We start from the raw sequence: 24496 nt of genomic DNA, 5'->3' as shown, positions 1-24496 counted from the left end.
ACATGGGCGACAGCCCGGCCGATGATGGGCTGATGCAGCTCGACACCAGCGTGTGGTCGCCGTACTACTTGCCGCACTGGAGCTCCCGCGCGGCCTCGGCAGCGTCGTACGAGCAGGTCGGCTCTGACCTGCGGCTGTTCATCCCACCGGAGCAGGGCCTCTGGTGCGCCGACGACCACCAGCCACCGCTGCGGGTGTCCGGCATCCAGTCCGGCAACTACTCCGGGCCAGTCGGCAGTACTGTCGGCCAGCAGCCGTTCCGCGACGGCCAGCTGGTCCGGGAGGAGCAGGAGCCCTTCTGGGGTTGGACTCCCACGGCCCCCGCCCGCATCGAGCTGCGCGCCCGGGCTGATCTCTCCCCGCGTTCGATGGTGTCGCTGTGGATGGTCGGCCTGGAGGACCAGCCCGAGCGTTGCGCGGAGATCTGCGTGATGGAGGTCTTCGGCAACGCGCTCGAACCAGGTTCGACCGCGGTCGGCTGCGGCCTGCACAGCTTCCGGGACCCGTCGGTCCCCGATGACTTCACGACGGTCCGGCTACCGATCGACGTCGCCGAGTTCCACACGTACGCCGTCGAGTGGACCGCCGAGCAGGCCGAGTTCTACGTCGACGACCAGCCCGTACGCCGGTGCGCCGGGCCGCCGGCGTACCCGATGCAACTGATGCTGGCGGTGTTCGACTTCCCCGAGTGGTCCGACCACCAGCACGTCCCCAGCTTCACCGTGGACTACGTTCGCTGAGGTGTGCCAGGAGTTCCAGCTTCTCGTGGGACGGCGTACCGGGGACAGCGTGGTAGGTGATCAGCATCTGGCCTTCTGTGCCAGGCAGGGCGAGCTTCTCGTACTGCAGGTCGAGCTCGCCGACCTGTGGGTGGTTCAGCTCGGTCAGGCCGCTCGTCTTGCGTCGTACGTCCTGCCGGGCCCAGAGCGTCCTGAAGCGTTCGCTGTGCACGCTCAGCTCACCGATCAGCTCCAGCAGGCGCGGGTCGTCGAGCGAGTCGGCGATGACCGAGCGCAGGTAGGCAACGGCCTTGCCGGTCATCCCCTCCCAGTCCCGGTACAGCTCGCGCATCTCGGGCTCCAGGAACGCGGCCCGCAGCGTGTTCACGCCCGGTGCGAAGTAGGGGCTGATGGCAACGGCCAGCGGGTTGGTGGCGAGGGTCGTCAGGTACCTGCCCTGCACCAGTGCCGCGGTGGTCGGCCAGCTGTCGATCAGGCTCAGTACTCCGGCACTGACCTTCTCCGGCTTCGCCGCTCGGCGCCTGGACGGTCTGGCGGGCTCGGCCAGTTTCTTCAAGTAGGACTCGGCATCTGCCTCCAGCTGGAGCGCCCTGGCCAGTGAGCCGACCACCTGGTCCGACGGGTGCTGGTCGCGCCCCTGCTCCAGGCGCAGGTAGTACTCGACGCTGATACCAGCCAGCAAGGCGACTTCCTCGCGACGCAGGCCCGGAACTCGCCGGCGACTGCCACCGGGCAGCCCGACGTCCTCCGGCTGCAACCGCTCGCGGCGTACCTTCAGGTACTCGCCGAGATTGCTCATGGCACCAGAGTAGGTCGCCGTGCTCCGCTCATCCTGTCCCTGCGGATACCAGTGTGAGCAGGGTCTTCTCCGGCTCCTGGGCGCGCCACACCCTCGGAGCATGAACAACTTCGGATTCACCACAACCGCCGACGAAGTCCTGGCCGGCGTGAGCCTCACCGGCCGGCGTGCACTGGTCACTGGTGCCACCTCGGGCGTCGGAGCGGAGACTGCCCGAGCCCTGGCTGCTCACGGGGCTGCTGTCGTGCTCGGCGTACGGAACGTCGACGCTGGTCGGCGTCTTGCTGCTGAGCTGAGCGGTGACGTCACTGTTGGCCAGCTCGACCTGTCCGACCTGGACTCGGTGCGCTCGTTCACCGCCGCTTGGGACGGGCCTCTGGACCTCCTGATCAACAACGCGGGCATCATGGCGACCCCCGAGCTGACCCGTACCAAGCAGGGTCACGAGCTGCAGTTCGCCGTCAACTACCTGGGTCACTTCGCGCTCACCGCGGGGCTGCACTCGGCGCTGGCCCGGTCCGGCCGGTCCCGCATCGTTTCACTCAGCTCCAACGCGCACCTGTTCGCGCCGTTCAGCTTCGACGACTACGACTACCTGTTCCGGCCGTACCAACCGCTCGGCGCGTACGGCGAGTCGAAGACCGCCACGGTGCTGCTGGCTGTGGAGGCGGACCGGCGCTGGGGCTGCGACGGGATCCGGGCCAACGCCGTACACCCCGGTGCGATCGCCACCAACCTGCAGCAGCACACCGGTGGGCTGCAGACACCGGTGGAGCGCCGCAAGACCGTCGCGCAGGGCGCAGCGACTTCTGTGTTCGCCGCTGTGGCCGACGTCGGTGGGCGGTACTTCGAGGACTGTGGCGAAGCTGTCGTGCTCGCTGAGCGCCCGCCGCTCTTCGGTGGCGGTGTCGCGCCTTTCGCCCTCTCCCTGACGAACGCCGAGCGCCTGTGGGAGCTGGGCGAGCAGCTGGTTGCTACAGTCTGAGCATGTCCGCGCGTTTGAGCAGCTGGTGGTCCGTCTCCTAGACGGCCCTTCTGCTGCGCGCTCACCGGCCGTCTCGATCGAGGCGGCCGTTCGTGTTTCTCCTCGTCGGGGCGACCCCGCACCCACCGAGGAACTCTCATGGCACTCACCGCTCGACGGACCTGGTCCGGGCTGATCACGGACCTGCTCACCGGTCGCGACCTGACGCCGGACGACGCTGCCTGGGCCATGGACGGTGTGGTGGCCGGTACGGCGACCTCCGCTCAGGTCGCGGGCTTCCTGGTCGCGCTACGGGCCAAGGGTGAGACACCGGCCGAGATCGCCGGCTTGGCTTCAGTACTGCGCTCGTCCGCCACGCCTGTGCTGATCAAAGGCCCACTGATCGACATCGTCGGCACTGGTGGCGACCGGTCCGGCGCGGTGAACATCTCCACGATGGCCTCGATCGTGGTCGCCGCTACCGGTGCGACCGTGGTCAAGCACGGTGGTCGGGCCGCGTCGTCGAGCACTGGCGGCTCGGCGGACTTGGTGGAGGCACTGGGCGTTCCGCTCGACCTGCCCGCTCGTGAGTCGGTGCGGGCGGCTGGGATCGCCTTCCTGCACGCGCCGCTGTACAACCCGGCGCTGCAGCGGGTGGGAGCAGTACGACGTGAGCTGGCCGTGCCGACCGCGTTCAACGTGCTCGGGCCGCTGATCAACCCGGCCGACCCCAAGCACGGTCTGGTGGGGGTCGCTGACGAACGGATGCTGCCGGTGGTCGCGTCGGTCTTCGCTGAGCGGGACTCTTCGGTCCTGGTCGTGCGCGGCTCGGACGGGCTCGACAAGCTGACCACTACCGGTACGTCCCGGGTACTGACCGTCCGGGACGGGGCGGTGAGGTCTGGTGTCTTCGATCTGCGATCGGTCGGGCTGCAGCTGGCTAGGCCTGATGACCTGCGCTCGCCCGACCCAGTGGCCGTCGTACGGCGGCTGCTGGCCGGCGAGCGTGGCGCCGTACGGGACGTCGTACTGCTCAACGCGGCGGCTGCACTCAGCACCCTGCCCGGCCAGCCCTCGCTGGAGAGCTGTCTGGAGCAGTGTGCCGCGGCGGTCGACTCCGGTGCGGCTGCGGCAACACTGGACCGCTGGGTCGGCTTAGCCTGACCTGGTGGATCAGGAAGCATTCGGTCAGCTCGTCGGCCCGCTGCGCGGCGAGCTGCACGCACACTGCTACCGCATGCTCGGCTCGGACCACGACGCCGAGGACGCGGTGCAGGAGACGCTGCTGCGTGCCTGGAACGCGCTGGACCGGTTCGAGGACCGCGGTGGGCTGCGGCCGTGGCTCTACAAGATCGCTACCAACCGCTGCCTGACGCTGATCTCGCGGCGAAGCAGCCGGGACCTGCCGGCGGGTGATGCGGTACTGGAGGCGCTACCGGAGCACCGGCTGGCGTGGACTGCGTCGCTGGACCCGTCGGAGCGGGTCGTGGCGTTGGAGCGCGTGGAGCTGGCCTTCGTCGCGTCGCTGCAGCAGCTGTCCCCCTTGCAGCGGGCAGTGCTGCTGCTGCGCGACGTACTGGCCTTCGCGGCTCGGGAGGTGGCCGAACTGCTCGACACCACGGTCGCTGCGGTCAACAGTGCGCTGCAGCGGGCGCGTCAGGTCGTCGGCAACGACTCGACGCAGCAGGAGGTGCTGGCGGCGCTCGGTGAGGACGGGCAGCGCGACGTGGTACGGCGGTACATGGCGGCCTGGGAGGCGCGGGACGTCGACGCGATCGTCGCGATGCTGACCGAGGACGCGAAGTACTCGATGCCGCCGCTGCCGGAGTTCTTCACCGGGCGCGGCGGGATCCGCGGGTTCCTGGTGGACGGACCGCTGGCGGAGGAGTGGCGGTTCCTGCCGGCGCGGGCGAACGGGCAGCTGGCGTTCGCGACGTACCGGCTGGTCGATGGGCGGTTCGTGCCGAGCGGGCTGGACGTGGTCACGCTGCGCGGCGCCGCGATCGCGGAGGTCGTGTCGTTCCTGGAGGCCGACTTCCCGGCGTACGGGCTGCCGGCCGAGCTCGAGCGATGAGTTTCGGGGCTTCGTGGGGTTCTAGTGGTGACAACCCTTGGCGAGAGGACCCGAGATGGACGAGATCCGTGAACTGATCGAGCGCTGGGTCGCGGCGGTGCACGCCGGCGACCTGGACACCGTACTGGCCGACCACTCCGACGACATCGTGATGTTCGACGTGCCCCCGCCGTACGAGGGCGTGCGTGGGCTGGCGGCCTACGAGAGGACCTGGCCCGACTTCTTCACCTGGCAGGCCTCCGGCGCGTCCTTCGAGCTCACGTCGCTGGACATCACCGAGGGCACCGACGTCGCCTTCGCCGTCGCGCTGCTGAAGTGCGGGATGCCCGACGAAACGGCGGAACGCCGCCTGCGCCTCACCCTCGGCCTGCGCAAGACCGACGGCCGCTGGACCGTCACCCATGAGCACCACTCCTTCCCCCACGACGAGATCCCCTCCCCTGTCGGCGAGTCCGCGGTCCGCGACGTCCTCGACAACTGGACAACGGCGACCGCCCGGCAGGATCTCGACGCCCTGATGGCCGACATCGCGCCGGACATCGTCTCCTACGAACACGCCGGTCCTCTGCAGTACGACGGCCGCGAAGCCGTCCGCGCAGTCTGCGCCACCGGCCTCGAAACCCCGGCCGAGTTCACCACCCCCGGCCACACCATCGTTGCCCGCGACGACCTAGCCGTTGCCTGGGGCATCGATCACGTCACCGCGGACGGCACCGAGGTCAAGTCCCGCGCCACCCGAGTCTTCCGCCACACCGACGACGGCTGGCAACTGATCCACCAGCACCTCTCCTTCCCGTCCTTCCCGCAGTGACTACCGAGGCAGCTGCCGCGCAAGATCGTTGGCGGCTTCGGTGGCGATGTCGATGGCTCGGGTTGCCAGGGGTGAGCGGGTGCGGGCGGCCGGCCAGTGGAGGTGCATTTCCCGGGTGGGGGACGGTTGCAGCGGGTGGATGGTGAGTCGGTCGTCGGAGGCGGCGTCGGTTCCGTGGAGGGCCAGCCAGGGGAGGACGGCCGAGCCGATGCCGGCGCGGACCATCGACAGGATGGTTTCGTGGCCGGCTGTGCGGAAGACGATGCGGGGCCGGGCGCCGTAGCCGGCGAGGGTTCGTTCCAGCCAGCGCTGGTGGAAGGTGGGAGGCCAGGCGACCATCGGGGCGTCGTCGAGCAGCTTCACCCGGACAGGGCCATCGGGGAAGGCGCCGGCGGCGGCCACCAGGAGGTACGGCTCGTCGAGCAGCTTGACGTGCTCGACGTCGCCGTCGACGCGGCCGTCGTGGAACAGCAGGTCGAGGTCCCCGAGCTGCGGATCCTCCGGCTGCACCTCGGACAGCCTGATGTCGCAGCCGGGATGCTCGTCGAGCAGTTGCCGTACGACGGCCGGAAGGATCAGGTTGGACACGCTCTGGAAGGTGCCGATGTCGATCCGGCCGCTGCCCGCGCGGAAGCGGTCGACGGCGTCGGCCAGCGCCTCCGACTTGGTCAGCAGCTCGCGGCCGTGGGCCAGGACCACCTCGCCGAGCGGCGTCAGCCGGACCGCTCGAGGGCCTCCGGGGCGATCGAACACGGCGCCGCCGAGGGCTCGTTCCAGCGCTGCGATCTGCTGGCTCACCGAGGACTGGGTGTAGCCGAGGCGGGTCGCTGCCCGCCCGAACGTCCCTTCCTCGGCGACAGCGGCCATCGCTCTCAGGTGCCGCAGTTCGACGTCGACCATGCTCCAGAGTATCGCCAGCCACGATCGACTCGATCGGAAACCATCGCTTTTCTCGATACGCCGGGACGCCTACCGTCGGTACCACCCGCTCGTCCGAGAGGAAACACGCCGATGGCAACCATGACCGACACCGAGTGGCGATCCTTCGTCACAGCGGGGACCAGGCTCGCCCACGTGGCGCTCACCCGCGCCGACGGACGCCCGCACGTCACCCCGGTCTGCTTCGTTCTCGACGGCGACGAACTCGCCTTCGCCCTGTCGCCGGGAAGCGTCAAGGGCAAGAGCCTGGCCCGCGATCAACGCATCGCCGTCTGCATCAGCGACGAGGTGCAGCCGTACGGCTTCGTGACCGTCGAAGGACAGGCCCGAGTCTCCGCCGAGCCGGACCAGATCAGCCGCGTCGCCACGGGCATCGCCGGCCGCTACTACCCTTCGCAGCCTGCGGAGGCGATCGCCGAAGCCTTCGTCCAGGAAGGCTTCACGGCCGTGCGCATCAGCATCACCAACGTCATCGCCCGCTCCGGCCTCGGCTGACCCCTCCCTGATCGGCCCCGCCCGGGGCCGAGGCCGTTGTCGTCCGATGGTCAGGCGGTGGTCCACCGATCGACTGCGAACGGAGGACGCCTGGCCGACGCGGTGGCACCGGCACCGGAAATAGCTTCGGTGGTGACCGTTCCCGCGCTCCTACCGGAGGACACAGATGCGCAGGATCCTGACCGTGGCCCTCGCCGCCACCGCAGTCGCGGCGGCCGCCGTACCGGCGGTGTCGATGGCGGCGCCACCGGCCTCGACGACGAAGAAGTTGCCGAGCACCGTGAAGTGGGCGCCGTGCCCGCCCGACGTCGTCCAGTACGTGCCGCTCGAGTGCGCCAAGCTCGACGTCCCGCTCGACTACCGCAAGCCGGAGGGCCGGCAGATCGAGATCGCCCTGTCCCGGCTCGCGAGCAAGGACCCGTCGCAGCGCCGCGGCATCCTGCTGACCAACCCCGGCGGTCCGGGCGTCACCGGTGTCGACTACCCGGGTCTCCTTGCCCGCGCGGGGACGTCCAAGGACGTGCTGAACGCCTACGACCTGGTCGGCTTCGACCCGCGCGGCGTCGGCCGCAGTACGCCGGTGAGCTGCGACCTCACACCGGCCCAGCAGCTCCGCGGCGCCTTCGCGAAGTACGCGCACTCCGCGGCCGACGTCACCCGCGAGGCGGCGTACGCACAGACGATCGCCAAGCAGTGCACCACGTCGAAGACCGCGTCGATGCTGCCGCACATCACCACCGCGAACACCGCGCGCGACATGGACCGGATCCGCGAGGCCCTGGGCGAGCCGAAGGCGTCGTTCCTGGGCGCGTCGTACGGCAGCTACCTCGGCGCGGTCCACACGACGCTGTTCCCGAGGACCAGCGACCGGGTCGTGATCGACAGCGTCCTCGGTCCGCAGGGGTACGACGTCAACGCCATGCGCGGGTTCGGCCGTGGGCTGGAGGACCGGTTCCCGGACTTCGCCGCGTTCGTCGTCGCGCATCCCGAGTACGGGCTGGGCAAGACCCCGCAGCAGGTGAAGGCGAAGTTCTTCGAGCTCGCCCGGAAGCTGCGGGCCAAGCCGGTCGAGGGCATGAACGAGACCGACTTCCGCGCGGCCGCGTTCGGGTTCCTCTACGGCGACGCGACCATGCCCACGCTGGCCAAGCTCTGGCAGGACCTCGACACCGGCCGGCCGGTGACGGTGCCGCCGGCGACGGACAACAACACCACCATGTCCGCCCGGCTGCACGTGATCTGCAACGACAGCCGCTGGCCGGCCTCGGTCCGCGAGTACCAGCGCAACGTCCTGGTCGACCGGATCAAGTACCCGATGCTCGGCGCGGCCTCGGCCAACATCGGACCGTGCGCGTTCTGGCCGAAGCAGCGCATCGAACCGCCGGTGAAGATCACCGGCCGCGGCCCGTCGAACGTGCTCCTGGTGCAGAACGAGCGCGACCCGGGAACGCCGCTGGCCGGCGCCCAGAAGATGCGACGAGCCCTCGGCGACCGCGCCACGATGGTCACCGTCGACGGCGGCGGGCACGGGGTCTACCCGTTCAGCAAGAACACCTGCGGCAAGAACGCGGTGACGACGTACCTGGTCACCGGAGAGCGTCCGGCGCAGGACATCGCCTGCGCGGCCGAACCGAAGAAGTAGCAGCGGAAGGAGTGGCGAGATGTTCAAGGACTGGCAGGATCGCCGAGCCGTACGGCGGGTGAAGCCCGGCGACGGGCGGGAGCTGCAACGGGTCCGCTGGTGGCAGTCCATCGGCCGCTCGCTGCTCTACCTGCGGCTCGAGGACACGGTGTACGCCGTCGACGTCAGGCACTGGGGTGACAAGGAGACGGGCGAGGTCAAGGTCGATCTGTACCGCGACGGCCGGCGGTACGCCGTGTCGAAGGCCCCCGCCGTCTTCCCGGTCGAAGGCGGCGTCATCGAGGTGAAGACGAGCAACTTCGGGCTCAAACGCTGCCACTACGTGATGGCCGACGGGACCGAGTACCAGCTCGAACCGGATCCCCGCAGCGCCGAAGGGCGCCGGGCCCGGCTCGATCGCTCGCACCCGGGGCTGAGCCGCGGGATCGGGATCGTCTCGGCGATCGTGCTCGGGATCGCCGTACTGCTGCTCATCCCGCAGCTCGTCGTCCCGATCAGCCGGATCCCGCCGATCGCCGACCAGTTCGGGGTGTTCGTCTCACCCATCAGCCTGCCCGCGTGGCTGAACGTGACGGTCGTGGTCGTGACCGTGCTGGCCAGTACGGAACGGGCGCTGCGGCTGCGGTTCAACCGCCTGCTCGACGGGGCGGCGGGATGACCAGGGGCAACGGCGCGCGCAGGGAGACGCTGACGATGCCGTAGGTGAAGCCGAGGTGTTCGTTGAGGCGGCGCATCGCGTCGTTGCCGCGCTGGGTCCAGGTGTAGATCTCGGTGATCCCGTGCTCAGCGGCCCACGCCATGCTGGTGCGCTTGAGCGTCGCGGCCACCGATTTGCCGCGCCACTCCCGGCGTACGGCGGTGTAGGCGACCTCCGCGCGCTCCGGGCGGTCGGAGTCGATCATCAGCCCCGCCACACCGATCACCTCGTCACCTGCGACGGCCACGAACATCGCGGCCGGATCGTTGATCCACTCCGTCGCCCAGTCCTCCTCCGAAACCTTCAGCGGGACCGGGTGATCCATGTCCGGGAAGGTCGGCAGCGCGACCTGGTGGTAGGCCGCTGTCCACAGGTCCGGGCGGTCGGCAACCGAAACGACCTCGTACGCCGGCGGCGCCGCCGGCCACGGCTCGTCGCCGATCGGGCGGACCTGTTCGACCTGCCGATTCGTTTCCGCGAAACCGAACCGCTCGGCGAAGAGCCGGGACTCCTCGTCGTCGACACTGGCCCCCGCCATGTCGTAGCCCTGGGCAACGGCATGCTCGGCGAGCACCCGGAGCAGGTCAGTCCCGACACCACGCCGGCGGTACTCCGGCAGGACCAGCGCCGCCAGCGCCGCCCGCTCACCGTCCCCCGAACGATCCGCCAGCCCGCTGCCCACCACCACGCCGTCGACCTCCGCCAGCAGCATCAGCCGGCCGGGCCGGTCGACATCGCGCAACTCCGCGACACTCGGGCAGCGCTCGTACGGCATGATCGCGATCCGCACCGCACGCCAGGCCTCGTAGTCGGCGTCGGTGCTCGCCGTCCGGATCGTCATGGGTTCAGCTTGCCCCAGCCGTTGGCAAAGGGCTCCTGGATATCGGTACGGGCGCGGTACGGGCAGCGATCTGACAGCGGCCGCTCGTAACGTCACGGACGTTCAGCGGGCAGCTCAGGACCCCGGGCTGCTCTTGGGATTGTTTCTCGAGAGGTACACAGTGAAAAAGCTGACCCACGCCGTCCTGGCGGCACTGTCCTTCGTCATGGTGCTGTCCGTCGGGCTCGTCACGACGACGGAGCGAAGCGAGGCGGTGACCTACCTGGTGCAGGGGAAGGACTACTGGTTCACCGACAGCATCGGCGCGCTCCAGACCTTCACGGGGACCGGCGGTGTGATCAAGGTGTCCTACTACGCGTCGTGCACCTACGACGTGGCCGCCGGCGGCTTCTGGGACGCGAGACTGCAGAAGCAGACCTCCAACGGCGGGTGGAAGGTCGTGGACAACACCGCCAACGTGTCCTGCACGAAGTCCAAGAAGGTCGGCACGCTGTCCTTCGGAACTGTTGCCCGCGGCACTTACCGGCTCCAGTTCAAGAAGATCAACCGGAGCGGCAGGGTGACCATCCACTCCTTCGGCGCCTACCGCGGGTGACGACTGCCTGAGCGGAGGGTGTGGGATTCGAACCCACGATGACGGTCACCCGCCATACCGGTTTTCAAGACCAGCGCACTCGGCCACTATGCGAACCCTCCAGGCAGGTTCGCAGTACGGACCCGCCGAGGGTCGAGGATAGCGGGTGCGGGCGGATAAAGCCGTGGAGGGCTGGGGCGGAGGTTGTTAGGCTCGGCGGCCGAGATCGGAGTGCCTCCTCATGCCTACAGCCACGTCGCTCGGCCTGCCCAACGTCCGCGGCCGGGTCCCCCTCCTCGCCGGACTGGCCATCGACTCGTTCGGCGGAGGCTGTGCCGGGCCGTTGATGCTGCTGTTCTTCGTCCGGGTGGCCGACATCCCGCTCGGTACGGCGGGAGTACTGCTCACCGTGGCGACCCTGTTCTCGGTCGCCGCGCCTGCCGCGGTCGGCCTGGTGATCGACCGGGTCGGGCCGCGGAACCTCGTGATCGCCGCGCAGGTCGCGCAGGGGCTGGCCTTCGTCGGCTTCTTCTTCGGGCGGTCGACCTGGCTGCTGTTCGTCTGCGCACTGGTGAGCACGACCGGCCAGCGGATGTTCTGGTCGTCGATCTTCAGCCTGCTGGCGGACGTGTCCGACGCGGGCGAGCGCGACCGCTGGTTCGGCCTGGGCGGGATGATGCAGTCCGGCGGCTTCGGGCTGGGCGCGCTGGTCGCCGGTGCGCTGCTGACCTTCGACGGGGACACGCCGTTCCTGGTCGCGATGGCGTTCAACGCGGTGAGCTTCTTCACGGCCGGCGTACTGATGCTGTGGATCCACCCGGACCACACCGCTCGCCCGGTGGAGGACACCGGGCCGGCGCCGCAACTGCGCAAGGACAAGCTGTTCCTGATGCTCATCGGCGCGAACACGGTGCTCGCGCTGTGCACGATGATGATCGGCGTCGGTCTGCCGGTTTACGTCACCGAGGCGCTGCCCGCGCCGGGATGGCTGGTCGGCGTACTGCTGGCGGCGATCTCGGTAGTGCTGGCCACCGGGCAGACGCTGGTGGTGCGGCACACGGAGAAGCACCGGAAGATGCGGGTGATGATCCTGGCCGGGCTGCTCTGGGCGGTCTGGGGGCTCCTGATGGCCGCGCTGCTCCACATCCCGGCCGGCCTGGTAGTACCCGGGCTGATCCTGGCGACGGTGTTCTTCGCCGCCGGTGACGTGCTGCATGCAGCGACGGGGAACGCACTGGCGGCTGCCGTGTCTCCGGAGCGCGGCCGGGGGAAGTACCTGTCGTACTGGCAGTACTCCTTCACCTTCGCCAGCGTGCTGGTCCCGGTCTTCTTCGCCCAGCTGTTCGTCCGCGGTCACGCGATGCCCTGGCTGGCAATCGCCGGACTGGCGCTGATCGTGGCGGGCGTGCTGTTCGTACTCGATCGCACGTTCCCACGGCTGGCGGTACGGCGTACGTGATCGTCTGTCGTTGAGGCGTCAGCGGTTCTTGCGTTGCTTCGAACAGGTGTTCTAATGTTTTCCGTACAGCGCGCGGCACCTCTTTCCAACCCAGACCTTCGACCGAGCGGCCGAACCTCCCACCTCCGATGTGGACGGCCGGTCCGGCGATGGCCGCCCGGGGACGTGAGGACCCCGGGCGTTGGAGAGCTTTCGACGATGCAGGCTGACCAGGGAAGGTGGTGGACGACGAGAGGGGACAGTTCATGCTGCTCGAACATCGCGGCCGGAGACCGGTCGTGCCGGAGTCGGCGTACGTCGCGCCGTCGGCGGTGCTGTGCGGTGCGGTGGTACTCGGAGAAGGCTGCCGGGTGCTGCACGGCGCGGTACTGACCGCGGAGAACGGCGAGGTCCGGCTCGGGACGAACTGTGTGGTGATGGAGAACGCCCTGGTCCGCGGCCGGGCCGATCATCCCGCACTGATCGGCGACGCGGTGCTGATCGGACCGCACAGTCACGTGAACGGCGCCACGGTCGAGGACGAGGTCTTCCTCGCCACGGGCGCCGCGCTGTTCCCCGGTTCGGTGGCAGGCGCCGGCTCCGAACTCCGCATCAACAGCGTGCTCCACGTGAACTCACGCCTGGTTCCCGGCACCGTCCTGCCGATCGGCTGGATCGCCGCCGGAGACCCTGCCGAGCTCTTCTCCCCCGACCGCCACGAGGAACTCTGGGCCGCCCAGGAACCCTTGGATTTCCCCGGCACGGTGTACGGCGTACCGCGCGGCACGCCGATGCGGGACATCATGGCCCGCCAGTCCGAGTACTACGGCTCCCATCTGGAGGATCGACTGATCGAGGACTTCCCGGGAAACTAGCCATTTGGTTGCCCTTGGCAACCGGTTCTCAACTCGTCCTCAGGACCGGCGTATCGGCCTTGCTCGTTCCAGTCGGTCGGGGTCGTACTTGGTCACGTTGTAGGCGTAGGGGGACGCGTTGATTGTGTCTGGGCGCGGCGCCAAACGTGAGTTGGTTTACGGGCCGGCTGGTTGGGTGCTGATGGGGGCGACCAGGGTGAACTGGCGGACTTGGCCTGGGGGTTGGGCGGCGCAGGTCATTTGGCCGTCCACGGTGATCATGTCGGCCCGGACCTCGACGGTGATGATTCGGCTGCTGTCTGGGGTGGAGAGGGTTATGGACCAGTGGTTCGGGGGTGGTTGGGTGATGGACTTGGGGTGGAGGGCGTTGATGGAGAGGCTTGGGTCGGCCGTTCGGGCGAAGTGCTGGGCTGCTTGGACTGGTGGTGGGTGGGCGCCGGAGCCTCGGTAGTAGGTGGGGGTGATGGTGCCTTCGTTGTAGGACTGGGCGAGGGCTACGGCTTGGTCGGTGGGGACGTGGCCGTAGAAGAGGCTGTGGGGAAGGAAGACGAGGTTGGCGGCGAAGCGGTCGCCGCCGATGTGGCTGCATTCCCAGGTCCGGTCGGGGTAGGCGGCGGTGAGGGCTGCGGCGGCTGGGCGGCCGCGTACGGCGCAGCAGGCGTCGTGGCGGCCGTGGGTGCAGACGAGGTAGATCGGGTCGGTCGTCAGGGTGCCGGGGTCTGCGCCGGAGAGCACGGCCAGGAGGTGTTCGTCGGTAGGGAGTTCGCCGGTGCGGATGGACTCGCGGCCGGGCCGGGAGTCGACGAGGAACCAGCGGCGGGGTGTGCCCGCAGGAGTGCGGCCGTGGCGTCGGATGAGGACTGGGCGGCAGCGGAGTCGGGCGCAGAGCTGGGCGATCTCGGCGGGGAGATCGTCGGCAGGGTTGGCGGGCGCGGCGGTTTGCTGGGTGGGGAGATCGTCGGCGGAGTTTGTGGGCGGGGTGGTGCGAGTGAGGTCGGCTTGCGACGCGTGCGGTTCGGGGGCGGGGTCGTGGAGGGCGGCCAGCGGCGTACGGGGGTCTGGGGATGAGCGGCGGAGGGCGGTTAGGGCGTTGCGTGGCCAAGGGGTGTTGCGTTCTATGAGGAGCCAGCGTTCGGCGGGTGGGGCGGTGGCGAACAGGGGGTCGCCGCGGAGGTCTGCTGAGGCGGCGCAGCCGGTTTCGGGGCGGTAGCGGGGTGGGACGGAGTTCGAGTCCGGCCGCGGGGGTTCGGTCGGACTCGAAGGGGACCCAGTGAGCGGAGCTGGGTCGCTCGGTTCCGGCGGTCGGGGGTTGGGTTGGGTCACTCCGGACTCGCGACGAGTACCGCTTCTGTCATGAGGCGGCGGGCCAGGACCAGCTGGTCTTCGGGTGGGAGTTCGGGGAGGTCGCCTACTGCGAACGGTGTACCGGAGAGGGCTGCGGCCAGGGCTGCGGCTGTCTCGGCCGGGAAGGTGATGGTGCGATCGGGGAGGTGCAGGCGGACTGCGGCGGCACCTGAGGGGGCGCCGGAAGCCACGCCAGTGCTGGCGGAGGCCGAGCCAGTGCCGGTGGAGGCTCCCTCGGGTCTGCCTGGGCTGCTGGGCGCCGTACCGGTGAAGTTAGAGGCCGTGTTGGGCTCGGCGGCTGGTGGGGCTGGGACCACCAGGTGGTGGTTGAGACCCTGGCGTAGGCGGAGCGTCGTACCGAGCTTCAAGTCGGCTATGGCTTGGGCGTGGGCCAGTGGGGGTAGCGGGGCTGGGCGGTTGCCGGACCAGGTGCGGCGGCGGAGGCGGGCGGCCAGGTCGTCGGCTGTGGCGGTGTGGAGGTGGTCGGTGAAGAGGGCTACGACCTTCTCCAGTTCGGGGGCCAGCTGAGCTGGGTCGCCTGGGTTGAAGCCGAGGGGGAGGGCTGTGCGGAGGTCTACCTCGTTGGCGGCCAGTGCGGCTAGCTCCTGGATGAGGAGGTAGCGGGTCATCGTGTGGAGGCCGATGGTGAGGTGCGCGCTGACGCCGCCGAGTGCCTTGGCTGAGTGGAGGAAGCCGCGGGGGACGTAGAGGGCGTCGCCTGGGTGCAGTACGGCGTCTACTACCGGCTGCTGCTCGCGGGCTGCTCCGGCTACGGCCTTGGAGTGGTCGGTCCAGGGCTGGTTGCGGAGCGGGTCGAGGTGTACCGGCTCGTGGACGGTCCAGTGCTTCTCGCCGGCTACCTGCAGGACGAACACATCGTGGACGTCGTAGTGGGCCGAGAAGCCTTGGGACTCGGCCGGAGTGATGTACGCGTTGATCTGGACCGGGTGGCCGGCTTCGGATGCCAGCTGCGTGGAGAAGTCGACCAGCGCGGGCCAGGTGCGGTGCAGGGCTTGCAGTACGACGGTGTGGCCGTTGGCGAAGAGCGCGGCCACCTTGTCGTCGCGGATCTGGTCGCCGATCTCGGCACCGACCCCGCCGGAGCCGGTGAACTGGCTGTCGCCGACCACCGAGCCGTTCTTGGCGACGCGCAGGAACGGCGTACGGAGTCCTCGGCGGGAGAGCAGTTCGTCGACGGCCGCGAGGCTGAAGAGGTCTGCAAAGCCTGGCGGGGCCGGCTGACCGGGCCGATCGTTCGCTGCGGCCTGCTGGTCTGCGTCAGACGGCTGGTTGCCGGGGGCCAGGTCTGCGTCAGACGACTGGGCAAGCGGGGCGAGGTCTGCTGCTGGGGAGAGCAGGGCTCGGCGGCCCCAGTAGTTGGTGGCGAATTCCTCGGGGTCTCCGGCGACGCAGCGCCGGAGAGCCGGGCGGCCGTCCGGCAGCGGCCCGGTCTCCGGCACGGCGCTCACCAACTTCCGGAGTTACCGCCGGCACCGCCGTCCGCGCCGCCGTCGGTCGCGTTGGCATCGGCTCCGCCGTCTGCCGGACCTTCGCCGCCGCCGGCGCCGCTGTCAGCTCCTCCGTCGGCGCCGCCGTCGCTGACACCAGGCGAGGCACCACCGTCCGCGGGACCTTCCGTACTGGCACCGCCATCGGCGCCTCCGTCACTCGTACCGGGTGAGGCGCCGCCGTCCGCGGGGCCTTCGGCGTCGCCATAGCCACCGCCACCAGCGCCGCCGTCGGCGCCGCCATCGGTCGCACCTGGCGTTGCGCCGCCGTCGGCCGGGCCCTCGGCACCGCCGTAGCCGCCACCAGCACCACCGTCGGCGCCGCCATCGGTCGCACCTGGCGTTGCGCCGCCGTCGGCCGGGCCCTCGGCACCGCCGTAGCCACCGCCACCAGCACCACCGTCGGCACCGCCGTCAGTCGCACCTGGCGTTGCGCCGCCGTCGGCCGGGCCTTCGGCGTTACCGTAGCCGCCACCGCCGGCCGTGGTGTCGTTGCCTTCGGTACCGGCGCCGCTGTCGGCACCGCCGTCCGCGCCACCGTCGTGTCCACCAGGGGTCGCGCCCCCGTCCGCCAGACCTTCACCGTCGCCGGACGAGGTGGTCATGTCGTCGTCGTTCAGACCCATGATGCTGCTCCTTTCGAGGGGACTTGCGGTGCCCACCCTGTGCGCAAAGTAGATCGGGCCTAAACCCCTGCGCGGATCACAAGCTCCCGTCAGTTCTACGGCGATCTCACGGAGCAGCGGAAGGGCTCAGCCGAGCAGGTCCCACCAGACCTTGAGGAACGCGTCGGTGACGGGTTCGGGGCGTACGGCGATGCGCAGCCAGTCGGGGCCGAGGCCGGGGAACGTGTCGCCTCGGCGGACGGCGAACCCGCGCCGGCGCAGGTCCTCGCGGAGCTGGTCGGCGCCGTCGACCTGGACGAGGACGAAGGGGGCGCGGGGGACGCCGTAGGAGCGGACGCGCGGGGGTGGTGGGGGCGTCGCGTCCACCGCGTTGGCCGGGTGTGCAGGGGTCGCGGGGGTAGCCGCGTTCGCCGGGGGCGCGGGGGTCGCCGCGTTCGCCGGGGTCGCCGCGTTCGCCGGGGTCGCCGCGTTCGCCGGGGTCGCCGGGGTCGCGGGGGTCGCTCGGGTCGCGGGGGTCGCTCGGGTCGCGCGGGTCGCCGCGTTTGCGGGGATCGCCGGGGTCGCCGCGTTTGCGGGGGTCGCCGGGGTCGCCGCGTTCGCGGGGGTCGGTGGGGTCGCCGCGTTCGCTGGCGTCGCCAGGTTTGCCGCGTTCGCCGGGTCTGCCGGGGTCGACACGTTCGCCCCGGTCGCCGCGTTCGCCGGGTCTGCCGGGGTCGACACGTTCGCCCGGGTCGCCGCGTTCGCGGGGGTCACCGCGTTCGCCGGGGTCACCGCGTTCGCCGGGGTCGCCGGGGTCACCGCGTTCGTCGGGTTCGCCGGGGTTGGCGCGTTCGCTGGGGTTGGCGCGTTCGCCGGGGTTGGCGCGTTCGCCGGGGTTGGCGCGGGCGGTTCGGCGTACGGCGAGGTCGGGGCCGGGCTGTCGGCGTACAGGATGGGAGTCGAGCTGCCGGCGTACGGCGGGGTGGTGAGGCCGGTGAGGAGGTGGGTGCGTTGGGCTTCGAAGGCTTGGGCTGCTTGGAGGGCCTCGGCGGTGGCTTGGGGGGTGCTGCAGGCGATGGCGGCGGCCAGGGCGGGGGTGGAGAGGGGCCAGTGCGGTTGTACGGCGGCGAGCTGCTCGATGAGGGGTGGGGCGGCGACGACGTACCCGACTCTCAGGCCCGCGAGGCCCCAGGTTTTGGTGAGGCTGCGGATGACGACGAGGCCGGGGATCTGGGCGCCGATGAGGGAATCCGGTTCGCCGGGGACGGCGTCCATGAAGGCTTCGTCGACGACGAGGATGCGTTCGGGGCGGGCGAGTTCGCGGAGGGTGTCGGCGGGGTGGAGGACCGAGGTGGGGTTCGTCGGGTTGCCGATGACGACGAGGTCGGCGTCTGTGGGGATGTCGTTCGGGTCGAGGGTGAAGGCGTTGTCCGGGGTGAGGATGACGCGGTCGACGAGGTGGCCGGCGGAGCGGAGGGCTGACTCGGGCTCGGTGAACTGGGGGTGTACGACGACCGGGTGACGGGGGCGGAAGGCGCGGGCGATCAGTACGAAGGCCTCGGCGGCGCCGGCGGTGAGGAGGATCTGGTCGGGGTCGCAGTTGTGGCGGGCGGCGACGGCGGCTGTCGCGGCGTCGGCGCGGGGGTAGGCGGCGAGGTCGGTGAGGCTGGCGGTGATCTCGTCGAGGAGCCAGGGAGGTGGCGTGCCGGTCCGCACGTTGACGGCGAGATCCACTAGCCCGTCGCCTACCTCGAGGTCTCCGTGATGGTCCAGGTCGAATCCGTCCACAGGCACGTGAGGAGGCTAACCCGGTGCTTGGTTTTCATCTCTTGGTTGTCCATGGGGCGGGCTTCTTCGGTGGCTGCCGAGGGACGGTGGAAGGGGGGCCGGTACGACGGGCTGGTGGGGTTGGTGGTGATGCGGCCGGCAAGGGCGTGGAGGTCGGGGCCGCGGCCGCCGGCAGAAGAGCAGATTGTGTTGGGTGGGGCGCTCTAGCGGGGCATGGCGGTGGCTCGGCGTTGGCGTAGGTCTTCCAGTTCGGCTTTGGTCATGGATTCGAGGGCTTGGCGGCGTGAGGTGTCCAGGTTGGCCAGTTCGGTGGGGGTCAGGGAGTCGTGGAACTCCTGGCGGCGGGCGGTCATCTCTTCGAGTTGGTGCTGGGTCAGGCGGGTCATGGTGGTCATTCCTTCGATGAGGTTCAGCAGGGTGTGGTTGGAGGGGGCCTCGGTGGCGTCCAAGGCGGTGAGGACCTCGAGCAGGCGGTCGTGCAGTTGGGTGGCGGCGGCCAGTTGGGTTTCGACCTGGTCCAGTTGGCGGCGGATGAGGCCTCGGGGGTCTGGGACCTCGCCGTCGAGGAGTAGGCCGATTTCGGCGAGGTTGAGGCCGAAGCCGCGGAGGGCGACGATGCGGTGCGGGCGGCGGACGTCCTCACCGGCGTACAGGCGGTGGCCGGAGGGGCTGCGGGAGCTCGGGCGGAGCAACGCGATCTCGTCTTAGTGGTGCAGGGAGCGGATGCTGAGGCCGGTGGCCGCGGCCAGTTCGCCGATCTTCCAGGTGCGTTGCTCGGGGGTCATGACGTCGACGCTAGGACCTCACACCGCGTGAGGCGCAAGTATCCACAGGCCCCCGCGCGGGGTGGGGAAATGCGGCACCATGGAGACATGAAGATCGCCGTGGTGCAGGGCGCAAGTTCTGGGGACAAGGCTGCCAATCGGGAGGCTGTGGTTCGGTGGGTGGCTCGGGCTGCGGCGGCTGGGCCTGAGTTGGTGGTGTTACCGGAAGCCGTGATGGCTGACTTCGCGAGTGAGGGCGAGTCGGTGGGGGCGTTGGCGGAGGCGTTGGACGGGGAGTTCGTCAGTACGTTGCGCAAGTGCGCGCTCGAGCACGGGACGGCGATCGTGGCGGGGATGTTCGAGCGGAGCTGTGACGAGCGGCGGCCGTACAACACGTTGCTCGCCGTCGGCGCGGATGGTGAGCTGCTGGGGGCTTATCGCAAGATCCATCTGTACGACGCCTTTGGGTACAAGGAGTCGGAGCAGTTGACGCCGGGGGATGTGGCGCCCGTAGTGGTGAAGATCGGGGACACGAAGTTCGGGCTGATGACGTGTTACGACCTGCGGTTCCCGGAGCTGTCGCGGGCGTTGGTGGATGCGGGGGCGGACGTGCTCGTCGTACCGGCCGCGTGGGTGCGGGGCCCGTTGAAGGAGCACCACTGGACGACGCTGCTGACGGCGCGGGCGATCGAGAACACGGTGTACGTGGCGTCGGCGGCGCAGAACGGGCGGAAGTACTCGGGGTTGAGTCAGGTGATCGATCCGCAGGGCGTCGCCGTCGCGGCGGTCGGTGAGGCGGACGGGTTCGCGGTGGCGGAGATCTCGGGTGAGCGGCTGGCGGAGGTGCGGAAGCGGAATCCTTCGCTGGCGAACCGGCGGTTCACGGTGACGCCGCGCTGATGGGCACAGCGGCGTACGACGTGGTGGTGCTGGCGGGTGGGGCGTCACGGCGGTTCGGCGGGGTGGACAAGGCGACGCTTGTGCTGGAAGGGGTTTCGCTGCTCGATCGGGTGCTGACGGCAACTGACTCGGCGGTGTCGACTATGGTCGTCGGGCCGGAGCGGGTGACGTGCCGGGTGGTGGACTGGACGCAGGAGGATCCGCCGGCGGGTGGGCCGGTGGCGGGGGTTGCGGCGGGGTTGGGGTTCGGTACGGCGGCGGTGGTGGTGCTGGTGTCGTGTGATCTGCCGTGGTTGACGGGTCGCGATGTTGCGTTGCTTGTCGACGGGCTTGGCGAGTACGACGGGCACGGGCTGCGGGATGTTGGGGGCCGAGAGCAACCACTTGCGGCGGCGTACCGGCGGGAGGCGCTGACGGCGGCGGTGGAGGCGGTGGGTGATCCGCGGGATCGGTCGGTGCGCCGGACGTTTGCTCCGTTGAGGATGCTGTGGAGTGAGCCGAGCCTGGCCGGGCGGGATGTTGACACGTGGGCCGATCTGGATGATCCGGGGACTGCTGCGCCGGTTGAGTAGCCGGTTAATCGGTCGCTTGGTGGGGGCGTGGTGCCTAGGGTGACCGGATGGATCATGATGTTGCCGGGATGGTGCGGGTGGCCTTGCCTGGGTGGGAGATCGCGGAGGTTCTGTCGCGGTCGGGTGGGCAGTTGTCGGCGGTGTTCGAGGTGCGTGGGGCCGACGGTGGCGTGGTGATCGTCAAGGTGTACGACCCGGAGTGGGCTTGGAAGCAGGGCAAAGAGGTGCACGTGTACGGCGTGCTGAAGCCTGAGCTCGGGGAGTTGGTGCCTTCGGTGGTTCATGTGGAGCCGGAGGGGGAGCGGTTCGCGTTCACGGTGTTGTCGAAGGTGGACGGGGTGCCGTTGTCGGAGGTGGACGGCGCGGACTACCGGAGGATTTACGAGCAGGCGGGTGAGTTGCTCCGGAGGATTCACCGGATCCCGCAGCCGGCGTACGGGTATCTGACGGATCGGGTGCTGGAGCCGGTGGCGACCAACGCGTTGTACATGGCGCGGCAGTTCGCGAAGAAGTTGCGGGAGTTCGAGGAGCTCGGGGGTGATGCCGGGTTGCACCAGCGGATCACGGCGTACGTCGCCGAGCACCCGGTGCCGGCGGACGTGACGCCGGTGTTGTGCCACAACGACTTCCACGAGGGCAACCTGCTGGTCGACCCCGAGACCTGGCGGCTGAACGGGATCATCGATGTGGAGAACGCGATCGCCGCGGACCCGCTGCTGGATCTCGCCAAGGCGCAGTACTACTCGATCAAGGACGACCGGGCGAAGCTCGACGGACTGCTCGCCGGGTACGGCGAACTGCCGGCCGACTGGGAGCAGCGGACGACGACGTACCGGCTTTACCACGCGCTCGAGCTATGGGACTGGTTCACGGTGATAGGCATGACCGATCCGCTCGACTCGATCGCGCACGACCTCGCCGAGATCCTCGGCACACGGAGCGTCGCGGGCTGAGTCGACGCAGTACGGTGGCGACTATGCGAGCTGTCGTGTGTGAAGGAGCCGGTGGTGTCGAGGTCCTGACCATCGGCCGGATCGAGGACCCCACGCCGAACGTCGACGAGGTCGTGATCGAGGTCGTCGCGGCCGGGGTGAACCGGGCCGACCTGCTGCAGCGGCAGGGCCACTATCCCCCGCCGCCCGGTGCGCCCGGGACGATCGGCCTCGAGGTGTCCGGCCGGATCAGCGCCGTCGGCGAGCAGGTCGAGGGCTGGTCGGTCGGCGACGAGTGCTGCGCGCTGCTCGCCGGGGGTGGGTACGCCGAGAAGGTCGTCGTACCGGCTCCGCAGGTGATGCCGGTGCCGGAGGGCATCGACCTGATCAGCGCCGCCGCGTTGCCCGAGGTGGTCGCGACGGTGTGGTCGAACGTCTTCAGGAAGGCGCACCTCAAGGACGGCGAGACGCTGCTCGTGCACGGCGGCGCGTCCGGGATCGGCACGATGGCGATCCAGCTCGGCGTCGCGCACGGCGCGCGGGTGCTCTGCACGGTCGGCAGCGCGGACAAGATGGAGTTCTGCACCCGGCTCGGCGCGGACGTCGCGATCAACTACAAGGAGGCCGAGTGGGCCTCGGTCGTTCGCGAGGCGACCGGCAAGGCCGGTGCGGACGTGATCCTCGACATCATCGGCGCGAAGTACCTGACCGACAACGTGAAGTCGCTCGCCATCGACGGCCGGATCGTCGTGATCGGCATGCAGGGTGGCGCGAAGGGCGAGCTGGATCTGGGCCGCCTGCTGGCCAAGCGTGGCTCGATCACCGCGGCCGGACTGCGCAGCCGGTCGGTCGAGGACAAGGGCCAGATCCTGGCCGAGGTGGTCGGGCACGTCTGGCCGCTGGTCGAGGCGAAGAAGGTCCGGCCCATCGTGCACGCGACGTACCCGCTGGAGCAGGTCGCATCGGCGCACGAGGAGCTCGAGCAGTCGACCCAGATCGGCAAGATCCTCCTCACCCTCTGATCTCCACGCCCTCTGACCTCCGCACAGCCGGTCACGTCGGCGTGTTGGCGGCGAGCCACTCCGGGTCGGGGGCGACCAGCTGGATGACGTCCAGCCAGGTGCCCTCGGGGTCGCGGACGAAGAAGTGCCGCTGACCCCATGGCTCGGTGACGAGCTCCGTGGCCAGTTCGACGCCGCCCTCGACCAGGCGGGCGGCGAACTTGTCGACGTCGTCGACGACGAAGCCGAAGACGTTCGAGCTCTCGGTGGTGGCCGAGACGGCGGCCGGCACCGACGCGTGGCCGCGCTCGGTGATGGCCAGCTCCCACGACGCGTCACCGCGGCGTACGCAGATGAACCAGCCGAGATCGATGGTGATCTGCAGGTCGAAGTACTCCGCGTAGAAGGCGGCGACCTTCGCGGGGTGGGCGGTGACGACGGTGGCGCCGAAGGCGGCGGGTTGCATACAGGCTCCTAGTACTACATCTGTTGTGGTTGAGTACGACATTTGTAGTGGATGACTGCTAACCTTGTCAACATGCCCCGAAATCCGGAACGCCGCGCCCAGCTCGCCGACGCCGGCCTCGCGGTGCTGGCCGAGGCCGGCGCCCGCGGCCTCACCCACCGCGCGGTCGACGCCGCCGCCGGCCTTCCCGCCGGTACGGCGTCCAACTACTTCCGTACGCGGGACGCCCTGCTCGGGGCGCTCGGCGAGCGGATCTTCGAGCGCCTCGCGCCGACCGACGACCGCCTCCAGCCCCTGGCCGAACGAGAGCCGTCGGTCGACCTGGTCGTCGACTACGTGCGGTACATCGTCGAGCGGCTACTGGCGCTCCCCGAGCTGCCGCTGGCGCTGTTCGAACTGCGACTCGAGGCGGCCCGGAGGCCGGAGCTGAACGAGATCCTGACCCGGACCCTGCGCCAGGGATTCGACGCCGACGTCTCGTTCCACACGAACGCGCGACTGCCGGGCGGCGCGGAGGAGGTCCGACTGCTGCATTTCGCGATCGACGGACTGGTGCTCGACCAGCTCACGCCCGGCGTCGGGCACCCATACGACGTCGACGCGGCCGTCGAGCAGCTCGTCCGCCGCTTGACGCGTGACTATTAGCCATCACTTATATAGACTTGCCCGCATGGACTTCCACGGCGGACTGAATGTCGCGATGAAGGTGCCCAAGGCGGACTTCGAACGGACGGTCGCGTTCTACCGCGACGCGCTCGGGTTCGAGGTTACCGACGAGAGCGGGCCGCACGTGGTGGACGCCGTACCGCGGTGCGCGTCGCTGAAGTTCGGGCCGGTGACGCTCTGGCTCGATCAGGTGGACAACTACGCCCGGGGCGATCTGTGGCTGGAGCTCTTCACGCCGGACGTCGCGGCGGCGATGGAGCACCTGAAGAGCCACGGGATCGAGGCCCGGGACGAGCTCGAGCCCTTGCCCGAGGGGAGCGACGGGCACTGGATCACCAACCCGGTCGGCATCACGCACCTCGTCCGCAGCGCCGACTGAGCCCACGCCGAGACGGGTTCGTTGCACGGATTCGTCCCTGGATGTCGTTGCCAAGGGCTACCGTCAGGAGTGTGACTGGGGAACAGCGGCGCGGAGCGCACGTGCTGGACGCGGTGCTCGATGTGATCGCCGAGCGCGGCCTCGAGGCCGCGACGATGCGGACCGTCGCGGCGGCGGCCGGGATCTCGCTCGCGCAGGTGCAGTACTACTTCCGCAGCAAGGACGAGTTGGTGGCGTCGGCGTTTCGGCACGTCACCGAGCGGTTCGACGAGAAGCTGGCGACCGTCGACCTGTCCGGCCCACCACGCAAGGTGCTGCGCCAGGCGCTCGAGCTCTGGCTGCCGCTGGACGAGGAGCGCGCGCGTGACGCGCGGGTCTGGCTGGCGTTCAGCGCGGCCGCCGCGATCTCACCGACCCTGAAGGCGATCGCCGCCGCCACCGACAGCGAGCTCCGGGTCGCGTTCGCCCGCCTGCTGGACGCGGCCGCCGCCGAAGGCGCCCTACCGGACGTCGTCGACACCGAGACCGAGGCCGGCCTGCTGCTCGCCGTCGTCGACGGCCTGGTCGTTCAGGCGCTCACCTTGGCCGAGCCGCTGCGCGCGCAGTTCCTGACCGGTTCCCTCGACGCCCACCTGGCCCGCCTCTTCACTCCCTGACCTCAGCGCGGGATTGACCAGGCACA

General features: G+C 69.8%; 27 protein-coding genes and 1 tRNA gene. 18 read left to right on the top strand and 10 right to left on the bottom strand.

The window, feature by feature from the left end:
* The first annotated feature begins 32 nt into the window (after positions 1-32).
* Positions 33-740 carry a glycoside hydrolase family 16 protein gene (locus HDA39_RS30975; protein ID WP_238356186.1) on the top strand — a complete coding sequence of 236 codons (708 nt, stop codon included), beginning with the start codon at positions 33-35 and terminating at the stop codon, positions 738-740.
* Here the strand turns inward: HDA39_RS30975 and HDA39_RS30970 are convergent.
* Positions 718-1539 (bottom strand): helix-turn-helix transcriptional regulator, encoded by an 822-nt coding sequence (locus tag HDA39_RS30970; protein ID WP_184801210.1) that lies wholly within the window; start codon positions 1537-1539, stop codon positions 718-720. The two genes, HDA39_RS30975 and HDA39_RS30970, sit on opposite strands and share 23 nt — an antisense overlap.
* Before the next feature lie 100 nt (positions 1540-1639).
* On the opposite strand from HDA39_RS30970, the gene HDA39_RS30965 reads away from it, so the two are divergent.
* The 4 genes from HDA39_RS30965 to HDA39_RS30950 all read left to right on the top strand — a co-directional run bounded on the left by HDA39_RS30965 (position 1640) and on the right by HDA39_RS30950 (position 5388).
* Positions 1640-2524, top strand: coding sequence for an SDR family NAD(P)-dependent oxidoreductase (locus HDA39_RS30965; RefSeq protein ID WP_184801208.1), 885 nt, complete (start codon positions 1640-1642; stop codon positions 2522-2524).
* Positions 2525-2662: 138 nt separating this feature from the next.
* Positions 2663-3667 carry an anthranilate phosphoribosyltransferase gene (trpD, locus tag HDA39_RS30960; protein ID WP_184801206.1) on the top strand — a complete coding sequence of 335 codons (1005 nt, stop codon included), beginning with the start codon at positions 2663-2665 and terminating at the stop codon, positions 3665-3667.
* Positions 3668-3671: 4 nt separating this feature from the next.
* Positions 3672-4577 carry an RNA polymerase subunit sigma-70 gene (locus HDA39_RS30955; protein WP_184801204.1) on the top strand — a complete coding sequence of 302 codons (906 nt, stop codon included), beginning with the start codon at positions 3672-3674 and terminating at the stop codon, positions 4575-4577.
* Between the two features lie 55 nt (positions 4578-4632).
* Entirely contained in the window at positions 4633-5388 is a 756-nt protein-coding gene (locus tag HDA39_RS30950) for a nuclear transport factor 2 family protein (protein ID WP_184801202.1), read from the top strand.
* On the opposite strand, the gene HDA39_RS30945 is transcribed toward HDA39_RS30950, so the two are convergent.
* Positions 5389-6288 (bottom strand): LysR family transcriptional regulator, encoded by a 900-nt coding sequence (locus HDA39_RS30945; protein WP_184801200.1) that lies wholly within the window; start codon positions 6286-6288, stop codon positions 5389-5391.
* A 111-nt stretch (positions 6289-6399) separates the two neighbouring features.
* Here HDA39_RS30945 and HDA39_RS30940 point away from each other — a divergent pair, with 111 nt between their 5' ends.
* From HDA39_RS30940 to HDA39_RS30930, 3 genes are all read left to right on the top strand, one after another.
* On the top strand, positions 6400-6822 hold the full coding sequence (locus tag HDA39_RS30940) for a PPOX class F420-dependent oxidoreductase (protein ID WP_238356185.1): 423 nt from the start codon (positions 6400-6402) through the stop codon (positions 6820-6822).
* A gap of 166 nt (positions 6823-6988) precedes the next feature.
* Positions 6989-8464 carry an alpha/beta hydrolase gene (locus tag HDA39_RS30935; RefSeq protein WP_184801198.1) on the top strand — a complete coding sequence of 492 codons (1476 nt, stop codon included), beginning with the start codon at positions 6989-6991 and terminating at the stop codon, positions 8462-8464.
* Positions 8465-8483: 19 nt separating this feature from the next.
* Positions 8484-9122: a hypothetical protein gene (locus tag HDA39_RS30930; RefSeq protein ID WP_184801196.1), complete on the top strand. Its 639-nt coding sequence runs from the start codon at positions 8484-8486 to the stop codon at positions 9120-9122.
* Here HDA39_RS30930 and HDA39_RS30925 read toward each other — a convergent pair.
* Positions 9091-10002, bottom strand: a complete 912-nt coding sequence (locus HDA39_RS30925) for a GNAT family N-acetyltransferase (RefSeq protein WP_184801194.1) — start codon at positions 10000-10002, stop codon at positions 9091-9093. The two genes, HDA39_RS30930 and HDA39_RS30925, sit on opposite strands and share 32 nt — an antisense overlap.
* Positions 10003-10162: 160 nt before the next feature.
* On the opposite strand from HDA39_RS30925, the gene HDA39_RS30920 reads away from it, so the two are divergent.
* The gene (locus HDA39_RS30920) at positions 10163-10597 is read left to right on the top strand and encodes a hypothetical protein (protein ID WP_184801192.1); all 435 of its coding nucleotides are present in this window, start codon (positions 10163-10165) and stop codon (positions 10595-10597) included.
* A 12-nt stretch (positions 10598-10609) separates the two neighbouring features.
* On the opposite strand, the gene HDA39_RS30915 is transcribed toward HDA39_RS30920, so the two are convergent.
* Positions 10610-10698: transfer RNA gene (locus tag HDA39_RS30915), tRNA-Ser, on the bottom strand.
* Positions 10699-10817: 119 nt separating this feature from the next.
* Here HDA39_RS30915 and HDA39_RS30910 point away from each other — a divergent pair.
* Complete coding sequence (locus HDA39_RS30910) at positions 10818-12035, top strand: MFS transporter (RefSeq protein ID WP_184801190.1); 1218 nt, start codon at positions 10818-10820, stop codon at positions 12033-12035.
* A 245-nt stretch (positions 12036-12280) separates the two neighbouring features.
* On the top strand, positions 12281-12889 hold the full coding sequence (locus tag HDA39_RS30905) for a gamma carbonic anhydrase family protein (RefSeq protein WP_184801188.1): 609 nt from the start codon (positions 12281-12283) through the stop codon (positions 12887-12889).
* Between the two features lie 156 nt (positions 12890-13045).
* Here the strand turns inward: HDA39_RS30905 and HDA39_RS30900 are convergent, their stop codons facing one another.
* The 5 genes from HDA39_RS30900 to HDA39_RS30880 form a co-directional block, all read right to left on the bottom strand.
* Positions 13046-14212 carry a sucrase ferredoxin gene (locus HDA39_RS30900; protein WP_184801186.1) on the bottom strand — a complete coding sequence of 389 codons (1167 nt, stop codon included), beginning with the start codon at positions 14210-14212 and terminating at the stop codon, positions 13046-13048.
* A complete protein-coding gene (locus tag HDA39_RS30895) occupies positions 14209-15702 on the bottom strand; it encodes a cupin domain-containing protein (protein WP_337925963.1) in 1494 nt (497 codons plus the stop codon). Before HDA39_RS30895 ends, HDA39_RS30900 begins: the two co-directional genes overlap by 4 nt.
* Positions 15699-16367: a BatC protein gene (locus tag HDA39_RS43480; protein WP_184801184.1), complete on the bottom strand. Its 669-nt coding sequence runs from the start codon at positions 16365-16367 to the stop codon at positions 15699-15701. Before HDA39_RS43480 ends, HDA39_RS30895 begins: the two co-directional genes overlap by 4 nt.
* A 126-nt stretch (positions 16368-16493) precedes the next feature.
* A complete protein-coding gene (gene cobC / locus HDA39_RS30885) occupies positions 16494-18140 on the bottom strand; it encodes an Rv2231c family histidinol phosphate aminotransferase CobC (protein ID WP_184801182.1) in 1647 nt (548 codons plus the stop codon).
* 197 nt (positions 18141-18337) lie between these two features.
* Complete coding sequence (locus tag HDA39_RS30880; protein ID WP_184801180.1) at positions 18338-18826, bottom strand: MerR family DNA-binding protein; 489 nt, start codon at positions 18824-18826, stop codon at positions 18338-18340.
* A gap of 162 nt (positions 18827-18988) precedes the next feature.
* On the opposite strand from HDA39_RS30880, the gene HDA39_RS30875 reads away from it, so the two are divergent.
* The 4 genes from HDA39_RS30875 to HDA39_RS30860 are packed head-to-tail and all read left to right on the top strand — an operon-like array spanning position 18989 to position 22324.
* Entirely contained in the window at positions 18989-19798 is an 810-nt protein-coding gene (locus tag HDA39_RS30875) for a carbon-nitrogen hydrolase family protein (protein WP_337925962.1), read from the top strand.
* Positions 19798-20370, top strand: a complete 573-nt coding sequence (gene mobA, locus HDA39_RS30870) for a molybdenum cofactor guanylyltransferase (RefSeq protein ID WP_184801176.1) — start codon at positions 19798-19800, stop codon at positions 20368-20370. Before HDA39_RS30875 ends, mobA begins: the two co-directional genes overlap by 1 nt.
* Before the next feature lie 47 nt (positions 20371-20417).
* Positions 20418-21323, top strand: coding sequence for a phosphotransferase family protein (locus HDA39_RS30865; RefSeq protein WP_184801174.1), 906 nt, complete (start codon positions 20418-20420; stop codon positions 21321-21323).
* 23 nt (positions 21324-21346) lie between these two features.
* A complete protein-coding gene (locus HDA39_RS30860; protein ID WP_184801172.1) occupies positions 21347-22324 on the top strand; it encodes an NAD(P)H-quinone oxidoreductase in 978 nt (325 codons plus the stop codon).
* A gap of 31 nt (positions 22325-22355) precedes the next feature.
* Here the strand turns inward: HDA39_RS30860 and HDA39_RS30855 are convergent, their stop codons facing one another.
* On the bottom strand, positions 22356-22769 hold the full coding sequence (locus HDA39_RS30855) for a VOC family protein (protein ID WP_184801170.1): 414 nt from the start codon (positions 22767-22769) through the stop codon (positions 22356-22358).
* Between the two features lie 72 nt (positions 22770-22841).
* On the opposite strand from HDA39_RS30855, the gene HDA39_RS30850 reads away from it, so the two are divergent.
* From HDA39_RS30850 to HDA39_RS30840, 3 genes are all read left to right on the top strand, one after another.
* Complete coding sequence (locus HDA39_RS30850; protein WP_184801168.1) at positions 22842-23414, top strand: TetR/AcrR family transcriptional regulator; 573 nt, start codon at positions 22842-22844, stop codon at positions 23412-23414.
* A 25-nt stretch (positions 23415-23439) separates the two neighbouring features.
* Positions 23440-23814, top strand: coding sequence for a VOC family protein (locus tag HDA39_RS30845; protein WP_184801166.1), 375 nt, complete (start codon positions 23440-23442; stop codon positions 23812-23814).
* A 71-nt stretch (positions 23815-23885) separates the two neighbouring features.
* Entirely contained in the window at positions 23886-24470 is a 585-nt protein-coding gene (locus HDA39_RS30840; RefSeq protein ID WP_184801164.1) for a TetR family transcriptional regulator C-terminal domain-containing protein, read from the top strand.
* Positions 24471-24496: the final 26 nt, after the last annotated feature.

This window comes from Kribbella italica (assembly GCF_014205135.1).
Taxonomy (GTDB): Bacteria; Actinomycetota; Actinomycetes; order Propionibacteriales; family Kribbellaceae; genus Kribbella; species Kribbella italica.
The sequence above is the reverse complement of the archived record's forward strand: the minus strand, read 5'-3'. Positions and strand labels throughout refer to the sequence as shown.

Bases quoted from the DNA above. Each gene is read 5' to 3' on its own strand.
- HDA39_RS30975 (WP_238356186.1), top strand. From the start codon at position 33: ATGCAGCTCGACACCAGCGTGTGGTCGCCGTACTACTTGCCGCACTGG.
- HDA39_RS30970 (WP_184801210.1), bottom strand. From the start codon at position 1,539: ATGAGCAATCTCGGCGAGTACCTGAAGGTACGCCGCGAGCGGTTGCAG.
- HDA39_RS30965 (WP_184801208.1), top strand. From the start codon at position 1,640: ATGAACAACTTCGGATTCACCACAACCGCCGACGAAGTCCTGGCCGGC.
- trpD (WP_184801206.1), top strand. From the start codon at position 2,663: ATGGCACTCACCGCTCGACGGACCTGGTCCGGGCTGATCACGGACCTG.
- HDA39_RS30950 (WP_184801202.1), top strand. From the start codon at position 4,633: ATGGACGAGATCCGTGAACTGATCGAGCGCTGGGTCGCGGCGGTGCAC.
- HDA39_RS30945 (WP_184801200.1), bottom strand. From the start codon at position 6,288: ATGGTCGACGTCGAACTGCGGCACCTGAGAGCGATGGCCGCTGTCGCC.
- HDA39_RS30940 (WP_238356185.1), top strand. From the start codon at position 6,400: ATGGCAACCATGACCGACACCGAGTGGCGATCCTTCGTCACAGCGGGG.
- HDA39_RS30935 (WP_184801198.1), top strand. From the start codon at position 6,989: ATGCGCAGGATCCTGACCGTGGCCCTCGCCGCCACCGCAGTCGCGGCG.
- HDA39_RS30930 (WP_184801196.1), top strand. From the start codon at position 8,484: ATGTTCAAGGACTGGCAGGATCGCCGAGCCGTACGGCGGGTGAAGCCC.
- HDA39_RS30925 (WP_184801194.1), bottom strand. From the start codon at position 10,002: ATGACGATCCGGACGGCGAGCACCGACGCCGACTACGAGGCCTGGCGT.
- HDA39_RS30910 (WP_184801190.1), top strand. From the start codon at position 10,818: ATGCCTACAGCCACGTCGCTCGGCCTGCCCAACGTCCGCGGCCGGGTC.
- HDA39_RS30905 (WP_184801188.1), top strand. From the start codon at position 12,281: ATGCTGCTCGAACATCGCGGCCGGAGACCGGTCGTGCCGGAGTCGGCG.
- HDA39_RS43480 (WP_184801184.1), bottom strand. From the start codon at position 16,367: ATGGGTCTGAACGACGACGACATGACCACCTCGTCCGGCGACGGTGAA.
- HDA39_RS30875 (WP_337925962.1), top strand. From the start codon at position 18,989: ATGCGGCACCATGGAGACATGAAGATCGCCGTGGTGCAGGGCGCAAGT.
- mobA (WP_184801176.1), top strand. From the start codon at position 19,798: ATGGGCACAGCGGCGTACGACGTGGTGGTGCTGGCGGGTGGGGCGTCA.
- HDA39_RS30865 (WP_184801174.1), top strand. From the start codon at position 20,418: ATGGATCATGATGTTGCCGGGATGGTGCGGGTGGCCTTGCCTGGGTGG.
- HDA39_RS30860 (WP_184801172.1), top strand. From the start codon at position 21,347: ATGCGAGCTGTCGTGTGTGAAGGAGCCGGTGGTGTCGAGGTCCTGACC.
- HDA39_RS30855 (WP_184801170.1), bottom strand. From the start codon at position 22,769: ATGCAACCCGCCGCCTTCGGCGCCACCGTCGTCACCGCCCACCCCGCG.
- HDA39_RS30850 (WP_184801168.1), top strand. From the start codon at position 22,842: ATGCCCCGAAATCCGGAACGCCGCGCCCAGCTCGCCGACGCCGGCCTC.
- HDA39_RS30845 (WP_184801166.1), top strand. From the start codon at position 23,440: ATGGACTTCCACGGCGGACTGAATGTCGCGATGAAGGTGCCCAAGGCG.